This window comes from Peribacillus frigoritolerans, assembly GCF_040250305.1.
Taxonomy (GTDB): Bacteria; Bacillota; Bacilli; order Bacillales; family DSM-1321; genus Peribacillus.
On sequence record NZ_CP158190.1, the window covers coordinates 2796905 to 2814487 of the forward strand.

Here is a 17583-nt window from a genome sequence, read left to right on the forward strand (position 1 = left end):
TATGAAGCTCGTATTTTTGTCTTTTCTACTTTTTTACGAAAACATGGCATATGAATATTCTCTATATTTATCTCATTATTTATAATGTTTGCATGTCCCATTTATTGAGGGGTCATATGAAATACGGAAAACATACACGAAGAGTTATTTCAATTTAAAAAAGCCGATATTCCCTGTGTTAAGGAATCATCGGCTTTTATTATTATTGAATGCAGCTAGTACCTTGATTCCAACAATTCATATTTTGAAAAATCCACAAAATATTAAAGAGCCAGAGCTATAAGTAAACTTATTAACAGACCATTACTTATAAGGGGACCAATAATACATAGGAAACGTATTGAACACTACAGATACCCCAAAAAATTTGGAGGGCAATTCTTTAAGTTATATTGAATACTTTGAATATTACGCAGAGCGTTTCCGGATAATTGTAAATTGCCCATAAATACGACATCACTTCCTATACTAACAGGAATTGTCGAAAATAAGCCTCCTAACACAGGCACAAGTCCGAGTAAAGTAAGTAGCGCTTCACTGATATTAAAAACTACTCGATCTATAATTTTTGTACTTTCCAAAAAGCCAATAGACGAAACCATTTTCCCCTTGTTTCTCATTTATGTTCGTTTATTTAAGCTTTTTCGTGAGAAGTGGTTTGCTTGCTGCACAAACCTTGAGCATCTTAATATTAAATATCCTTTGTTTTGTAGTCACCATTTATGGCTATATATTAATCCCTAATATGCAGGGCTTCTCTCTTTATTTATCAGTAACCACATATATAGTTTTCCAATGGCAAGTCCCGGCCAGGCAGTTGGATTTTTCTTTTATTTAAAATTATTATCTAGCAAAACCTATATTAACTGTATACCTTATCAATCCCAGGGATAGTTGTTGTATAAAACACGGATAATTCTTTACTTTTTGATTTCCTTTCTTTACGCATTCTAGCTCGCTCTGGTGCAGTTTCATTTAATTTTTTCTCTTCATCCGTTTCAGGAATGACTTCTGGAACACGAGTTGGACATTGTTCTTTATCTAATGCAACAAAAGTTAAAAGCGCAGTCGCTGCCATTTTACGCTCACCACTTTTTAAATCTTCGGCAATAACTTTAACAAACACTTCAATTGATGATGTACCTGCCCATGTTACATACGATTCAAAACAGACTGCATCTGTTGTTCGGATTGGATATAAAAAGTCTACCGAATCTGTTGAGGCAGTTACACAATCTGTGCGGCTATGTCGTAATGCGGTAATGGAAGCAACTTGATCTATATCGCTCATTAATCGACCACCAAATAATGTATTATGACTATTTACATCATTTTGAAATACGCGACTTGTTCGAACAACTCTTGATTCTCTACAATATTTTGCTTTCATGGTTACCTCCTTCTATCTTTACAAATCTGATATAACGGTTGTAGGCTACAAGTTAATATGAAGGAACTCGAAGTTAATAGGACAAACCCATTCAAAAGGACGTGGTGAGCGAAGCTCTTAAATCTATGTTTAAGAGTAAATTAGCTTTCAACAAGACGGTTTAATTAATGTAGTTTCGTCCCCGTTTCCTTCATACTAAACTATTAGAATCTCATTCTATTGCCGAATTATCGATTTCTCTAATATTTCTACGACATCCAACGTTTGTACTTTTTCCTCCACTTCCTTTGTCTTTGTCCCATCGCTGATCATCGTTAAGCAGTATGGACAACCTGTACTGATGATGGTTGGATTTGTTTTTAGAAGCTGTTCGGTTCTTGAAACATTGATACGGATTCCTGTATCTTCCTCCATCCACATTAGACCTCCTCCAGCACCGCAACACATAGCTGTTTCACGTTTCCGCTCAGGTTCTACAACCAAAACACCTGGAATAGCTTTTAAAATGTCACGAGGAGCATCATACCCATCATTGTAGCGTCCTAAATAGCAGGAATCATGGTAAGTAATGACTTCATTCACAGTATTCTTTGGTGTTAACTTTCCTTCTTTTATTAATGTTGCAAGCAATTCCGTATGATGATAAACTTTTGCTTCTAAACCAAATTCAGGGTATTCATTGTTTAGTGTGTTATACGCATGGGGATCTATTGTGACAATTTTCTTCACATCATACTTTTTAAAGACTTCAATATTAGCATTCACTAGTTCTTGGAATAAAAACTCATTTCCAAGACGTCGAGGTGTATCACCAGAGTTCTTTTCTTCATTCCCTAGTATCGCCATCTTCACTCCCGCATGATGCATTAAGCGCGTGAAGGATTTTGTGATTTTTTGACTGCGGTTATCATAAGAACCCATGGACCCGACAAAGAAAAGAAAATCAAATTCTTCTCCCGCTTTTTTCAGTTCTTTTGCTGTTGGAATCGTGATTTTCTCTAATTCATCACGCCAATTCGCCCGTTCCTTACGATTCATCCCCCATGGATTTCCTTGACGTTCAATATTCGTCATCGCACGTTGGGCATCCGGATTTATTTTTCCTTCTGTTAGGACAAGGTAACGGCGTAAGTCGATGATTTTGTCAACATGCTCATTCATTACAGGACATTGATCCTCACAGTTACGGCAAGTCGTACACGCCCAAATTTCTTCTTCTGTCACGACATCCCCTATTAAACTAACTTTTTCGATTGTTGCTGCTACTTCTTTGGAACCTGCCCCCGCTAGCGCTAATTGATTGTCCTTAGTATTTTTTATAACAAAGGAAGGCGCCCACGGCTGTCTGGAGGTTACCGCTTCTCCTTTTTCTGTCAAATGTTTTCTCATCTTGACAATGAGATCCATCGGGGATAACATTTTTCCAGTTCCTGAAGCAGGGCACATATTTGTGCATCGTCCGCATTCTACACATGCGTAAAGATCAATCAACTGATGTTGGGTAAAATCCTCAATTTTCCCGACACCGAATTCTTCAGCTGTTTCATCCTCAAAATCGATTTTCCTCAATTTTCCAACAGGGCCACTTTTCTTAAAGAAGATATTAACCATGGCAAATAACTCATGAAATTGCTTTGACTGTGGTACAAACACCAGAAAGGAGAATACCGTCAACATATGAACCCACCAAAATACGTAGTACAACACAGTTCCTGCCGTTGTTCCGATGCCGGAAAACATCAACGCAATGGCACCAGAGAATGGAGCATATATGAGATCTGGTTCATGACTTAGCATAATCGCTTCAAATCCCAATGTAAGCAGGATCGACAAAGTTAGAATGAATAAGGCGATAATGACGAAGGCCGATTTCCCATCACGCTTCCATTGCAACCGCTTAAGTTTTTCAATATAACGACGGTAAAATGCATATACTACTGCCAACATCATGAGGAACGTAGCCCATTCCTGTAGAAGAATGAAATATTTATGCGCTTCACCTAAGGGAAATTCATAACTTTTAATAAATCCCTTTATGATTAGTTCTATAAGTCCTATTTGGATGATAAAAAAGCCATAAAATAATACTAAATGCATCATACCGCTTTTCTTGTCTTTGAATAATTTTGACTGGCCGAAGCCGTTGATTAATAGCAGATTGATTCGTTCTTTAAGGTTTAGTTCAAACTCAGCTTTTTTGCCAAGCTTTATAAACAAATACCGGGTGTATACAAGATTGACAAACAAATATACTGCATATCCAGCCAAGGCTAGAAAAGCAAGTAAATTCAGCAATGATAACATCCTTTTCATCCCCTCATGGTTGTTTCTTAATTAGTTTCCTTTTGATGGGACCAAAAATATCGATAATATTATTTTCAATTATTTTGAAAACTTTTAAATAAATGGGAGAACATAAAAGTAGATTCCTCCCATTTAAACTCTAGACTCCCGCATCAATCATGCTTTTTTGTTAGCATTGGCACAACCTCGAAACTTATCGTAATTTAGTCCTCTGTATCAAAAGTTCGTATCATAATGACGAAAATACACATGCCCTTCCTCCTGTTATTAAAAACGTATTCTATTAACCTGTCATTACTAGTAAAGGTTTATATTATATCAATAGTTTTTTGCTTTATAGGTAGTGTTGTAAGTCCTTATCCTAACATACTATGCCCACCGTTTATCGAAATCACTTGTCCGGTAATCCAATCTGCTGAATCAGATAATAGAAATAAAACCATTCCCTTCACATCATCCGCTTTACCAATTCTATTTAAAGGATATTGCTTTATAACCTTTTCAAGTTCTACTTCACTAAAGCCTAATTCTCCTTGGTCAATTAATCCTAACGACACTGTGTTACATTGCACATTATTTCTACCAACATCAATAGCCAATGACTTTAAAAAACTGATCGCCCCACTCCTAGCAGCGGCTGAAACAATTAAATTCCGATCACCAGTCCTTGCTGAATCACCTACGATATTGATAAACTTACCTTGATTCTTGCCTATCATTTCAGGCATAAATGTATGAACGAGATTTAACACCCCGTAAAAACAAATATCTACTTCCCGTATCCATTCTTCCGGTTCATATTTAAAGAACGATTTCACTTGTGCCCAGCCAGCATTGTTTACAATAAAATTTACGCTTCCTAGTTCGTGATCAAGTGTTTCTTTCATCTGCTTGACATCTTTCAATCTTGCAATATCTCCTTTAATAAGGGCCACTTTCACACCATAATCACTAATTTCCTTTGCAACTTGTAATGCCGCCTCTTCAGATTCACGATAGTGCAATCCAATATTTGCTCCTTCAGCAGCAGCAGCTAATGCTATTCCTCTTCCGATTCCTTTTGCGGCGCCTGTAATTAGGATGTTTTTTCCTTTGAAACCGATATCCATCTAGTTACCTCCATGTAAATACAGAAAATTCAGAATAATCATCATGCAATTTGATTAAATTATTAACTTCCTGTAAACGATGCTTCTCTTTTTTCGAGAAAAGCCTGTGTTCCTTCCCTCTTGTCACTCGTTCCATATAAAACAGCTTGTGCCAAGCTTTCAATCAGCAATCCCGTATCCATATCCACATCAAATCCACGATTGACTACTAGCTTTGCCATTTGTACGGATAATGGTCCTTTAGCTAATATTTTTTCAGCCTTTTCTTGTACAGCAGTCCGTAAATTCTCTAAAGGAACGACAGATGACACTAAACCGATCTCTTTCGCCTCTTTCGCTGTCATGAGATCCCCACTTAATATCATATTCATGGCTCTGCCTTTACCGATGATTCGCGCTAATCGCTGCGTTCCACCAGCGCCGGGAATAACCGACAAATTTAATTCAGGGAGCCCGATTTTAGCATTTTCAGAAGCCATTCGTATATCACACGACATGGCCAGCTCACACCCACCTCCAAGTGCAAATCCATTAATGGCTGCAATAGTTGCTTTCTTACTTTTTTCTATACAGCGATACACATCAGACATATTTTTAGCAGCAAATGCATCAAGAGAGTTCCTGTTTGTTACCTGATTAATATCCGCTCCTGCGGCAAATGACTTCTCCCCTGCACCTGTAAATACAATTACGCCAATATCTTGATCATTTTCTAATTCTTCAAATGCTGACAGGATTTCGGATACAGTTAAATCATTTAACGCATTTCGCACTTCAGGACGGTTAATGGTGATAAAACCTATCCGGTCAACTCTTTCAAGCACAATATTTTGATAGTTCACTTATAACTCCCCCTTTATTGATATTTGCGATGCAACTGAGCAGCAATAATATTCTTCTGAATCTCAGAGGTTCCTTCGTAAATTCTTGTAATTCGGGCATCACGGTAAAATCTTTCAATTGGGTATTCTGATATATAACCAATTCCCCCATGAATTTGTACAGCTTTATCTGCAACCCGATTATACGTTTCAGAACCTAATAATTTAACCATGGCTGCTTCTTTAATCACTTTCATATTTTGATCCACCATCCATGCTATTCTGTAGGTCATAGACCGCAATGCTTCTATTTCCATTGCCATATCTGCCAAATAATGTTGAATAATTTGTTGCTCGAAAATCGGCTTTCCAAACTGGATTCTCATATGAGAAAAATCTAACGACATTTCGAGTAATTTATCACTTGATCCTAAGTTTCGCGCAGCCATTCCTGCACGTCCATTTGCCAGAATCTTTAATGCGTTTACATAGCCTTGTCCCTCTTCGCCTAAAACATTTTCAGCCGGAACTTCACAATCTTCTAAGAATATTTCCGATGAATGTGACCCGTGAAGGCCCATTTTTTTTTCAATGCTTCCAATTTGAAACCCTGGGAAATCCTTTTCAATTATAAAAGAAGTGATGCCTTTTGAGCCTTTAGAAGGGTCGGTCACCGCCATTACGGTAAAAATATCGGCAATCGGTGCGTTAGTAATATAATGCTTACTTCCATTCAGAATATATTTATCCCCTTTTTTTACGGCCGTTGTTTTCAGATTAGTAGCATGTGAGCCTGCACTTGGTTCTGTTAAGGCAAATGCACCAATTCTATCTCCGGTTGCCATGTCGGGTAAATATTTGCGTCTTTGTTCATCATTTCCCATTTCAACAATGCCGACACCCCCAATGCCGGTATGCCCACCAATGACTGTTGTATATCCATTATGTGTTCTTCCCAATTCTTCAAGTGCAGCACACTTCCCTACCATATCGAGTCCCAGTCCGCCATATTCTTCTGGAATATGAAGTCCAAATAATCCCATTTGCTTTGATTTTTCCATTATACTTCCTGGAATTTCATTACTTTCTTCAATTAACATCGCCTGCGGATCTACTTCATTATCAATAAAGTTCCGAATTCCTTGTTTTAATAATTTTACATCCTCAGTTAGTTCGAAATTCATACCTTCACGTCCTCTCGATTATAAGGCTAAAATCACTGCCCAGACTTCCTGACCAAACGCTGCTTTCACGTATTTAACAAGCTAATGCTTATAGTCGATACCTATCCCCTAAACTGTGAAAAAGATACTCCATATTTTGGAGACGGCTGTCTAAACCAACAAGTCCAGCCATTTCCAGGGGACCTATAGGATGATTTAACCAAGTTTAATCGCTATATCGATATCTTCAGCAAAATCACTTCATTATTCTCGTACTTCTTGATATATGATCGATCAACTACCGCTTGAATAACCTTTGCTGCTAGGTAGTCTACTGACACATCAGTTAAAGTACCACCCATTTTCCAATCGGCGCTCTGACTGAATATACCGGATTCATGATCTTCCTCCATATGATAAAACTTTTATCCTGGTTTAGCCCCAATAAGCAAAAATAGTATTGAAAATTCATTCGTGTTATTTGCCTGTAGAGGTTTTCTATTGATATTGATACAAGGCATTTTTGAAATGTTAATTGTAAAAAGACCTATACCTCTAGAAAGCTATTAACACATCGCTAATCCACCATTAACGGAGAGCGTTTGTCCTGTAATATAATCTGCTTCCTCTGAAGTGAAAAACGCTACCGCATTTGCAAGATCACTTGGTTCTGCCAATCGCCTGAATGGTATGGCTTTTTCTAACGCTGAAACAATGCCCTCATTATACGAGCCAATTTCCTGAATCAATGGTGTATTACTTGGGCCTGGTGAAATACAATTGACATTTAATTTATGTCTCGCCATTTCTCTAGCTAATGTTTTTGTTAAAGCAATCACCCCGCCTTTTGCGGCTGAATATACTCCTTCACCACTAGAACCGACTCTTCCTGAATCTGAAGCGATATTCACAACTTTCCCATAACCATTCTCAATCATGATCGGCAATATTTCTTTACATGTATGAATTTGACCCATCAAATTAATGTCAATAATTGTTTTCCATGTGCTTGGTTCGCTTTTTAAGAAAGGTTCAATCTTATCCCATCCTGCGTTATTCACCAAAATATCAATTCGTCCAAAACAATCAATAGATGCTTTGACTGCTTCATGTACGCTTTCTAACTTCGTGACGTCGCAATAGACAGCAAGTGCTTCCGCCCCTTCGCTTTCTAAAATAGAAACCGTTTCTCGAGCATTTTCAATGTTGATGTCTGTAACGATTATTTTATTGGACTTTGACGCTAATGTTAACGCGATCTCTTTTCCAATCCCTCTACCTGCACCGGTAATAAATGCTACTCGTTGACTCATCATTTTTCCTCCCGACTTATTCAATTTTGGTTCATTTCTGTCAATATCTTGTTTAAATCTTTTCTTTTAACTTCTCGTCCATCATTTTCCGGAGATGGAATTTCTGAATTTTCCCACTCATTGTACGAGGGAAATCCTCGAAAATTTCGAGATGTTCTGGCCAATATTGTTTTGCGATCCCTTTTTCTGAAAGGAATTCCTTCATGGTTTCCATTGTCAATTGCGTTTTCCCTGGTTTCATGGTGATGCATGCACATGCTTTTTCTTGAAGACGCGGATCCGGAACGGCAACAATTTGGGCATCAGATATATCTGGATGCTCATACAGGACATTTTCGATATACATGACGGGAATATTTTCCCCACCACGGATGATGATATCTTTACTCCGTCCACAAATTCGGATATAACCATCTTCATCCATCGCTGCACGGTCACCTGTCATAAACCAGCCCTCATGATATTCCGAAAGGGTTTCCTGTAATCGTTTTAAGTAGCCAACAAACAAGGAGGGACCTCTTGCAAGCAAATCGCCTTCTTCATGTGGTTCACAAATTTCCCCTTTTCTATCAACTACTTTTAACTCCATACCTGGAAAAGGAATACCATCCGTTTCAATCAGCTTTTCTTCTGGATCTTCAATTCTTGTCAAAGTGACCAAGCCATCTTCGGTTTGTCCCCAGCCAGACAAAATTTTAATGGACGTTTTTTCGGTCGCCTCTTTTACCAAATTTCGTGGTATCGGAGCTCCTAATGCAACAAAGATACGAAGTGAATCAATCTTGTAATGATCAAGATTCTTAAGTTGAACTGTATCTTGCAGGAATGGTGTAGCACCAGCTGTAAATGTAATATTCTCCTTTTCTATCAAATTAAGAAATTCACTTGGATTCCAAATATCCTGGTAAACCCCTGTTCCACCAATATGTGTCGGCAACCTCACGCCATAACCGAATCCAGTTTGATGGGCAAATGTCGACGCCATGAACATGATATCATCAGATGTTAAGCGTAAGCGATCAATCCAATAATTCGTGGAAACACAGAGCGTATTATGTGTATGCATCACTCCCTTTGGATTTCCAGTCGTTCCAGACGTAAAGATTATTTCCGTCACGTCATTCGGATCATGGGTGATTTTGTCTAGAATAGCAGGATCTTTTCTCTCTTCCCACGGTTGATCAATCAATTCAGAAAACGGTTTCATTTCTTTTGGTACGTTATCCCCAACCACATAAACATGTTGCATACTTGGCCACTGATGTTTTAACCTTTCAATCATCGCCGGGTAATCAAACCCACGAAATTCACCTGGAACAACAATCATTTTCGACTCTGCCATGCCGACCGTGTAGCCAATTTCCCGGTCACGGTAAATCGGAATGAGAGGATTGCTAATGGCACCAATTTTTGTTACCGCATAATGCAGAATAATGAACTCGCTCCAATTAGGCAGTTGGAACGAGATGACATCTCTTTTTTCTATACCAATTTCAAGCAGGCCTAATGCCACCCGATCCACAAGTTTACCAAGCTCCCTATACGTATAGCGGCTCTTTTTATCAATTATGGCCATTTTCTCTGGATCTTTTGCTATTGCATCATTTAAATAATCGATAATCGTTCTATTTGGCCAAATAGATTGATATTTTTCGATATACTCCTGACTCAAGATCGTTTCCAATTTCACAGCATCTAGCCCCCTCTTTATCTTCGGAACTTTTTAAAGTCTACTGGTCTTTTTTCAAGAAAAGCATTTTTTCCTTCTTCTGATTCTGCTGTGTTATAAAACATCGCTAAACTACCCATCGATAACTGTGAAATCCCTTGGATGTTGGCACTATCCGCATTAAATGAGTATTTAAGCATTTTAAGTGCAGTCGGACTTTTTTCGAGAATTTTTCCAGCCCATTCTTCTGCTGCTTGCTGCAATTGTTCAGCAGGAACGATTTTATTGACTAGACCCATTTCTTTTGCTTCATGTGCCGTATATTGTTCACATAAATACCAGATCTCCCTTGCTTTCTTTTCCCCAACAACCCTTGCTAGATAGGCAGAACCAAATCCAGCATCATAGCTGCCTACTTTCGGTCCGCTTTGTCCAAACTTTGCTGATTCTGAAGCAATAGTCAAATCGCAAATCACATGCAAGACATGTCCACCGCCAATCGCAAATCCATTAACAGCAGCAATAACTGGCTTCGGTATATTGCGAATCGTTTGATGTAATGTTTCAATTTCTAAGCCCATTCCACCGCCTAAACCTCCAGAATAATCGTATCCACCTTCATCTCCTTTTTCTTTTTGATCCCCACCGACACAAAATGCCTTTTCTCCTGCTCCAGTTAAGACAACCACACCAATTCGGTTATCGTCCCATGCATCACGGAACGACCAAATTAACTCTTTAATCGTTCTTCCCCGAAATGCATTATAAACGTTCGGTCGATTGATCGTAATCTTTGCAATTCCATTGCTTTTTTTGTAGATAACATCTGTCAATTTGCCAATTCCATCTGTTTTTTCAGATAGAGTATCTGTTTGTTTCATTTTGAATCCCTCCATTATTAAAGTAGTTTAAGAATAATTTTTCCTTTAATGACCTCATCACCCTGTTCATTTATGCAGCGAACCTTTTCCATGATCCACTTTTTTACAATAAACTCCATTTTTTACTTCAGCCCTTGTAAATTTCCTTTTTAGTCTTTGGAAGATAGAATTGCAATCTATTGTTTTTATCAAATAGGCGGCCCTAGATTAATAGGAACGGAATTCTTTTCCAATGATATCTTTTGCAATGACCATTTGATTAGCTTGTGCTGTTCCATCACCAATTTCTAGGCCAATTACATCACGCAAACGTTGCTCATGCGGCATCTCTTTCGTATAAGCATAATGTCCATTTAACAATAAACATTCATGAATTGCATCCGCACTATATTTTGGTCCTAACCATTTGACAGATGCTGATTCCTTTGAGTGATTTAACCCTTGATCACGAAGCCAGAGACCCCTATATGCCTGCCACTTTATTAGTTCTAATTGGGTAAAGTGCGTAACGATTGGAAATGATACCCCTTGGTAGGTTGCTAAAGGTTTGCCAAAAGAATGTCTCATTTTCACGTGTTCGATCGTCTCGTCTAAACTTTGGCTTGCAGCACCCACACATTGCAATCCGATTAACAACCGACTTAAATCAAATCCATTCATCACTTGAGAGAAACCTTTATTTTCCATACCGATTAAGTTTTCTTCGGGTACTTTAACTTCATTTAAATAAACAGATCCCCTGCCTATTGGAATATTCCCCATATCCTCATATGCTTTACATTCAACACCGGGAAGATCTGCTGGAATGATAAATGCACTAATTCCTCTGTTCCCTAGTTCAGGATTTGTTTTTGCAAAGGTAAGAAATGCATCACCAACAGTCGCAACGCTAATTCCAGATTTTTCTCCATTCAGAACATACACGCCGTCTTTATGTACTGCTGTTGTCTTTATTCCTCCAGCATCAGTACCTGCCGATGGTTCAGTTATAGCAATACCGACAATTTTTTCACCACTTGCAATTTTTGGAAGCCATTCTTGCTTAAGCTCTTCACGTGCATGATTATTGATAATTTCTCCAATTAATCCATTCAACATAACAGAATAGGTAAGGTTGAAATCACCTCTTCCAATTTCTTCGGCAGCTATTCCAGTTGTCACGCAATCTGCACCGGTTCCCCCATACTCTTCCGGAATTCGAAGACCATTGACACCTAACTCACCAAGCTTCTTCCATAAATGCCTTGGCGTAATCCCCTCTCTGTCCCACTTTGTATAATTAGGAAGCAGCTCCTCCTTTGCAAATTCTTTTAGCATCTTTCGAAAATAATCCTGTTCTTCTGTAAATGAAAAGTTTAACAATGTAATTCCTCCCTTTACTTTTATTATTGCAAGTTTCGTGCCAACTTGTTTCCCTGGAAAAATAGCATTCCTTCCTGGTTCGAATTCGCAAAAGTGATATCGTTCGCAAATTTGCGAAGTACATTTGCGAAAAGATACCAACAAGCACAAAAAAGAAGGTAACGTGACACTTCTATCATTATTAAGTTTTCATATCCCTCCACCCTTAGTAATTTAGAACATTCAGACATTTGCAGATTGTAAAAGCAAACTATTTATGGTCATAACTACAACCACAAAAGACTGTCCCATAAGACTCAAACCGATCACAAAAAAATGAAAAGAACCGTTACGAAATCCTTTGATTTTACTGGATTTCATACCAGGTCCTTTCAGGAGAATGAATAACGCATGTGTTTTTTATACCGTTTGCATCCTCTTAAACGTATTATTTTAGATTGTACTTTGCAATTTTACGGTAAAGGCTAGCAATATGTATTTTTAGTTTTTGTGCAGCCAAAGTTCGGTCACCATTCGCTTCTTGTAATGCACGTTGAATTGCGTTGATTTCCGTGCACTTTACTTCCTCTTCTAAACTTTGAATGGGAGTCGGCGTTCTTTTTATTACATCTGAAGACACATTAGGTGAAATGTGTAAATCGTCTATCGTGAGAGTATCTCCCAAGACCAAATTCATTCCGCGTTCAATATAGGCTTTTAATTCACGTACATTACCAGGCCACTCATAACTTAATAACCTCTCTTGTAGCTTAGAATCGATGAATTTTACGTGAACACCCAATTTCTCATTAAAATATTCGATGAAAAAGAGGGCTAATGGAATAATATCCTCTTTTCTTTGCCGAAGTGAAGGAATTTTCAAATCAAAGACGTATAATCGATAAAATAAATCTTGCCTGAACTTCCCTTCCTGAACAAGTGTTCTCAAATCCCGGTTCGTTGCAGCGATAATCCGAATATCGACATTTTTACTCCCTGTTCCACCGAGTCGTTCCACTTCTCTTTCCTGTAATACACGAAGAAGTTTTCCTTGCGCTTGGTAGGGGAGTTCTGATATTTCATCCAGAAAAAGAGTACCATGCTGGGCCATCTCGATTTTCCCTGGTTTGCCTTCCTTTTTCGCACCACTGAACGCTCCTGGCTCATATCCGAAAACTTCCGATTCAAATAATTCATCGGGGATAGCAGCACAATTCACCGCCACAAAAGGATTATTTTTTCTCGTGCTTAATCCGTGTATCGCTTGAGCAAACAATTCCTTCCCTGTTCCGCTTTCTCCCGTCAATAAAACAGTAGAATTACTTGTTGCGATACGGGCTGCCAACTCTTTAATCTCCTCAATCGCCGAACCTTTACCGATAATCTCTTCAAAACTATATCGATTCTGACCTGTTGACTTTTTCTTCCTTTTTAAGATATCCAGAGAATTCATAAACGAAGCCATTTCATAATGATTAACATCTTCTTGACGGACAATCACCCGATAAATCTTATGTTCTTTCATTTTCATTACTCTAATTAAACATGAATAGCCAAAAACGACTCCAAATAATACCTTCGCATGCTTACGGTAATGGGTTCCTTGGATAACTTCCTTTGCATAAGCTCCTAACCAGTCTTTTTTATCAATCAGAAAATTTTCACAAAAATCCGAACTAATATCGATCAATAATCCGCCCTCATCAACTTCAATAAAGCCCCAGTCTTCGGTTTGGTCTATCAGATTAAGTTTCTTCATTTTGATCACCTATCCATTTTCTCATTGGATAAAACAAAAATGACAACTTGTCCTTTGATTACTTCATTACCAGCCTGATTGTAACAGGTAACCTTTTGGGTAACCCAGTTCCTCTTTAAATTTAAATCAATAATCTCCAACTCCACAGTAATAACGTCTCCTACATACACGGGATGATAAAAAACCAATTCCTTTTGTAGCAAAATACAGGCACTTCCAGGGAGTTTTTCACTAATGACTTGAGTAATTAACCCTTCTGTCAACAAGCCCGGCACAATTGGTTGACTATAGTAACTTTTCCATATATCTTCATTCAGTCCGTATACTGGGCTATAGTCTCTAGTTAATTCCTTGCAAAATCTTACGTCCTGTTCAGTAAATGTTCGCTGCAAACGCGCAATTTGTCCTGTAAACAACTCCGTAATTGTATAACTCACGGTTCATACCCTCCCTCGTTTATATATTCCGAATTTTTTTATATTAAAGGTATAAATGCTAGAATACACTCACATGCAGAAAAAGACATACCGGGTGTCTTCGGCAAAGATCTATTCGATTTCATTTTATATCGAACTGTCCAATGCATCTTTCAGGGCACTTATATTAACGGCCTGCTTTCCCACGAACTATAATGATTCCGTACTTAAAGTCTAGTTCAAATGTAATTATTATGGGAGCTCATACATTTTTAGCTACCATACCTTGCTTGCCTGCAATTAAATATGTGTTCATAATTTGGTCTCCTCTGTTTTAACTAATATAAACTTACACAAAAGGCCATGAATCATGGTGATTTGCTGTCACCGAAATGACAACATAAGCACAAATTATTGATTGAATTTTGCGATAATTACTGACCGACTTCATTACTTCGTTTCGTAACCAATCACAGTTTAAATAGATTATCTTATAATAGTGATGGTGCTTATGCTAAGCTATATAAAGCTAATATTGAATGACCTTTCATTTTGTATTTTATAACATCTTTAATATATCATATAACATACAAACAATACCTATCAAGACGCGGAGGGCTATATATATGGAAAAAAAAACTTTATCAATTCAAATTGGTCAACGATTACGTTTTTATCGCCAACAACGTCAATTATCCTTGGACGACCTTGCTGGACTGACTGGTGTTAGTAAACCTATGCTAGGACAAATTGAACGGGGCAGCTCAAATCCAACTGTGGCTATACTGTGGAAAATAGCTGCTGGACTACAAATTCCATTCGGTTCATTTCTTGTAAGAAATCCTTCTATTAAAATTCTTCGAGAAGAGGAACAACCAAAGTTTCAAGAATATAACGATCTTTTTGAAGCTCATAATACATTTGCCTCACCAGGTGTGCCGTTTGAAACATATCGTATTCGCCTGCTACCAGGTTGTACACATTTGTCCTCTCCTATAGAAGGACTAAAATCAATAACAGTACATTCTGGCACTTTAACCATAGAAATAGGCGGGGAAATTTGCACCTTACAGAAAGGAGATGCCATCTCTTTCTCTCCTGATACTAATCAGGTATATCAAAATCTAGGTGATGAAGTGTGTGAATGTAATCAGGTAGTCTTTTATACCATCCACTGAATGATAAATAGAGTAACTTATACATACATTGAAATAAATTTTGAGGATTGTGGATGTAAACATCTTGTGAATAGGAATACAATAGTATTTAGTTTTTACGAGAAATTATTAATGCAAGATCATCTAACCCTTACTCCCACTTCCTTTGAGAAGTTACCTTTTTAACTCAACAATAATAACGTTATGTAAACAATAGATATTTGATAAAGAGAATCTTATTTTCCCTTTGTCAAATATTCCCCCAATCAATTAATGAATATAAAAACTGGCATCATTAATGATCTCTATGTCTTTGTGACTTTTCAGCTCATCCATCAACTGGAAAAGTGCTCCATCCTTCTGTTTTGCTTCAATCATGCAATCCAGCTGTGGTAAGCTTCCCTTTATTTGTTGTAAAAATTCCATGAACATTCCAGTATCCACAAAATCAGCATGTGCTCGAAATTCTTTATCGGACCTTGGACTTGAAATATGCATTTTAGGGGGTAGCTTGGAATTACTCCAGGTATTCAATATTCGGTCCCAATGATCTTTCCAATCTTCACTTGGTAACTGATGTGCGAGGTAATGATGATAATCAAAAACCATTGGTATGCCTAATTTTTCACACAAATAAAGGGTTTCCGACAACGTATAGGTAGTATCATCATTCTCAAGAATGACCATTCTTTGAATCGATTCCGGAATCAAACCCCAATTATGGATAAACTGCTCTAATGCCTGTACATGCTCGCCATAACCGCCGCCAACATGCAAAACACAGCGGTGCTCGGGATCCACCCCCATTTTTTTCAATAAAGTATAGTGCATCCTTAATGTTTTTAAGGATGTCTTCAGTATATCGATATTTGAACTATTCAAGATGACAAAATGGTCTGGATGAAAATCTATCCTCATTTTTGGGTGATTCTTTATGAATGTTTTTAATTTAGCCAGTTCTTCTGAAATAGGATCTATGTAATCCCATTCTGGAATTTCTGGATGATTGGCTAAAGGGATAAGTTTTGAAGAAAGCCTAAAGAACTGAATATCATTTGCTTCGTTATGAATCAGTAAACGCCAGCAATTATGAAGATTGGATATTGAAATGCGTTCAAGCTTCCTTATCGCTGCATCTCTGTCCTTAATTTTTGAAAACTGCGCAAAAGTCATCGTTTGGGATGGTGAACAGTTTGGCACATGATTACTCATGGCTACATAACCGAGGCGGATTAATGTCAAAGTGATAGCTCCTTTCACGTTGAATGTTTAATGGAAGTATTCCCCTATGTGACCAATATTATATATGTGAAAGAATCCATCAATACAAAAAAATGGCCTTTTCCGAATGAATACCGGGCAAAAACCATTTTTCTAAATTATTATTTTTAAGCTAGAATTTCATAATTTTTTTACTTACACTTCGGGGGTAGGAGTTGGTTTGGCATATCCGCTTTTATATTTTTCATCGACTTTATTCCGGATCTCTTTGACGCTCATACCGTCATTCAGGTCCAATATGGATTGCGCAGCAATTTCCAAGCAAACTCCGCATCTTGTCCCGTGGTCATCCCAAACCACTTCACCATTTTTTTTATTCTCATGGATAAAACAATCATAATTATTTTTATGGTTAGCTGACTCTCCGCAACCGCAGTAACAAGGTATTTTTTCTAGTAAATCTTTATTTTGCGCAACAGCTAAATAGATTGTCTTCATATCCTCTGGTTTTTCAGCTAAGAAATCCGGTGCTATTTCCTTACTGCTGGTCTCCTCCTGAAGATCTCCGGATGCCGTATGCTCTGAATGGCTTTCATGACCGCTTTCTTTTTGTAAAACACTTTCCTCTTCACTTGAACAGCCTGAGAGTATTAAAGAAGAACAGATCCCCAAAGTGACGGTCAATAATTTTAACTTCATTTATACACTCCTTGAACTTTTTTTATACTCCCATTTTATGGTACGAAAGGTATTTCTACAAGCATTAGGTTCCAAAATTTTAAGGATTAATGACAAGTATCCATGCTACATAGACTAAATTGCCATTCTGGTACGACTCCGTACATAATTTTAAAGTATTTACCACACTTTAAGATAAAAGAATGAGGTGATACTGTGATAAGAGCGCTACCATCATTGTTAATTTTGTTAGGCACGTATTTACTTATTATACTCCTCGACAACCTACAGGGCTTGAATATATGGCACTCTTTCTATAGCATTAAACAATATTTGATAGTAGGACGTGGAGAAGATTACT

Annotated in this window: 16 protein-coding genes and 1 pseudogene; 1 reads left to right on the forward strand and 16 read right to left on the reverse strand. The window is 37.7% G+C overall.

What is annotated here, in order from left to right; all coding sequences use genetic code 11:
* Window positions 1–347: 347 nt before the first annotated feature.
* The 14 genes and pseudogenes from ABOA58_RS13770 to ABOA58_RS13835 form a co-directional block, all read right to left on the reverse strand.
* Window positions 348–620 carry a solute carrier family 23 protein gene (locus ABOA58_RS13770; RefSeq protein WP_350302755.1) on the reverse strand — a complete coding sequence of 91 codons (273 nt, stop codon included), beginning with the start codon at window positions 618–620 and terminating at the stop codon, window positions 348–350.
* Between the two features lie 242 nt (window positions 621–862).
* Window positions 863–1390 (reverse strand): acyl-CoA thioesterase, encoded by a 528-nt coding sequence (locus tag ABOA58_RS13775; RefSeq protein ID WP_350302756.1) that lies wholly within the window; start codon window positions 1388–1390, stop codon window positions 863–865.
* A gap of 216 nt (window positions 1391–1606) precedes the next feature.
* Window positions 1607–3694 (reverse strand): heterodisulfide reductase-related iron-sulfur binding cluster, encoded by a 2088-nt coding sequence (locus tag ABOA58_RS13780; protein WP_350298836.1) that lies wholly within the window; start codon window positions 3692–3694, stop codon window positions 1607–1609.
* Window positions 3695–4050: 356 nt separating this feature from the next.
* The gene (locus tag ABOA58_RS13785) at window positions 4051–4803 is read right to left on the reverse strand and encodes an SDR family NAD(P)-dependent oxidoreductase (protein WP_350298837.1); all 753 of its coding nucleotides are present in this window, start codon (window positions 4801–4803) and stop codon (window positions 4051–4053) included.
* A gap of 62 nt (window positions 4804–4865) precedes the next feature.
* Window positions 4866–5645 (reverse strand): enoyl-CoA hydratase/isomerase family protein, encoded by a 780-nt coding sequence (locus tag ABOA58_RS13790; RefSeq protein WP_350298838.1) that lies wholly within the window; start codon window positions 5643–5645, stop codon window positions 4866–4868.
* A 14-nt stretch (window positions 5646–5659) separates the two neighbouring features.
* Window positions 5660–6808 (reverse strand): acyl-CoA dehydrogenase family protein, encoded by a 1149-nt coding sequence (locus ABOA58_RS13795; protein ID WP_350298839.1) that lies wholly within the window; start codon window positions 6806–6808, stop codon window positions 5660–5662.
* Between the two features lie 94 nt (window positions 6809–6902).
* Window positions 6903–7039 (reverse strand): annotated as a pseudogene (locus tag ABOA58_RS13800) (3-hydroxyacyl-CoA dehydrogenase family protein); the annotation flags it as partial.
* On the reverse strand, window positions 7021–7200 hold the full coding sequence (locus ABOA58_RS13805; protein ID WP_350298840.1) for a hypothetical protein: 180 nt from the start codon (window positions 7198–7200) through the stop codon (window positions 7021–7023). The gene ABOA58_RS13805 and the pseudogene ABOA58_RS13800, both read right to left, overlap by 19 nt.
* A gap of 153 nt (window positions 7201–7353) precedes the next feature.
* Entirely contained in the window at window positions 7354–8100 is a 747-nt protein-coding gene (locus ABOA58_RS13810) for an SDR family NAD(P)-dependent oxidoreductase (RefSeq protein WP_350298841.1), read from the reverse strand.
* Window positions 8101–8152: 52 nt separating this feature from the next.
* On the reverse strand, window positions 8153–9790 hold the full coding sequence (locus tag ABOA58_RS13815; RefSeq protein WP_350298842.1) for an AMP-binding protein: 1638 nt from the start codon (window positions 9788–9790) through the stop codon (window positions 8153–8155).
* Window positions 9791–9807: 17 nt separating this feature from the next.
* Window positions 9808–10650: a 1,4-dihydroxy-2-naphthoyl-CoA synthase gene (menB, locus tag ABOA58_RS13820; RefSeq protein WP_350298843.1), complete on the reverse strand. Its 843-nt coding sequence runs from the start codon at window positions 10648–10650 to the stop codon at window positions 9808–9810.
* 207 nt (window positions 10651–10857) lie between these two features.
* A complete protein-coding gene (locus tag ABOA58_RS13825) occupies window positions 10858–12012 on the reverse strand; it encodes an acyl-CoA dehydrogenase family protein (RefSeq protein WP_350298844.1) in 1155 nt (384 codons plus the stop codon).
* Between the two features lie 427 nt (window positions 12013–12439).
* A complete protein-coding gene (locus ABOA58_RS13830) occupies window positions 12440–13750 on the reverse strand; it encodes a sigma-54 interaction domain-containing protein (protein ID WP_350298845.1) in 1311 nt (436 codons plus the stop codon).
* Window positions 13751–13755: 5 nt separating this feature from the next.
* Window positions 13756–14187, reverse strand: a complete 432-nt coding sequence (locus ABOA58_RS13835; RefSeq protein ID WP_350298846.1) for a hypothetical protein — start codon at window positions 14185–14187, stop codon at window positions 13756–13758.
* Between the two features lie 605 nt (window positions 14188–14792).
* On the opposite strand from ABOA58_RS13835, the gene ABOA58_RS13840 reads away from it, so the two are divergent.
* Window positions 14793–15344 (forward strand): helix-turn-helix domain-containing protein, encoded by a 552-nt coding sequence (locus tag ABOA58_RS13840; RefSeq protein ID WP_350298847.1) that lies wholly within the window; start codon window positions 14793–14795, stop codon window positions 15342–15344.
* Between the two features lie 249 nt (window positions 15345–15593).
* On the opposite strand, the gene uvsE is transcribed toward ABOA58_RS13840, so the two are convergent.
* A complete protein-coding gene (gene uvsE / locus ABOA58_RS13845; RefSeq protein WP_350298848.1) occupies window positions 15594–16565 on the reverse strand; it encodes a UV DNA damage repair endonuclease UvsE in 972 nt (323 codons plus the stop codon).
* A gap of 174 nt (window positions 16566–16739) precedes the next feature.
* On the reverse strand, window positions 16740–17243 hold the full coding sequence (locus ABOA58_RS13850; protein WP_350298849.1) for a PCYCGC motif-containing (lipo)protein: 504 nt from the start codon (window positions 17241–17243) through the stop codon (window positions 16740–16742).
* Window positions 17244–17583: the final 340 nt, after the last annotated feature.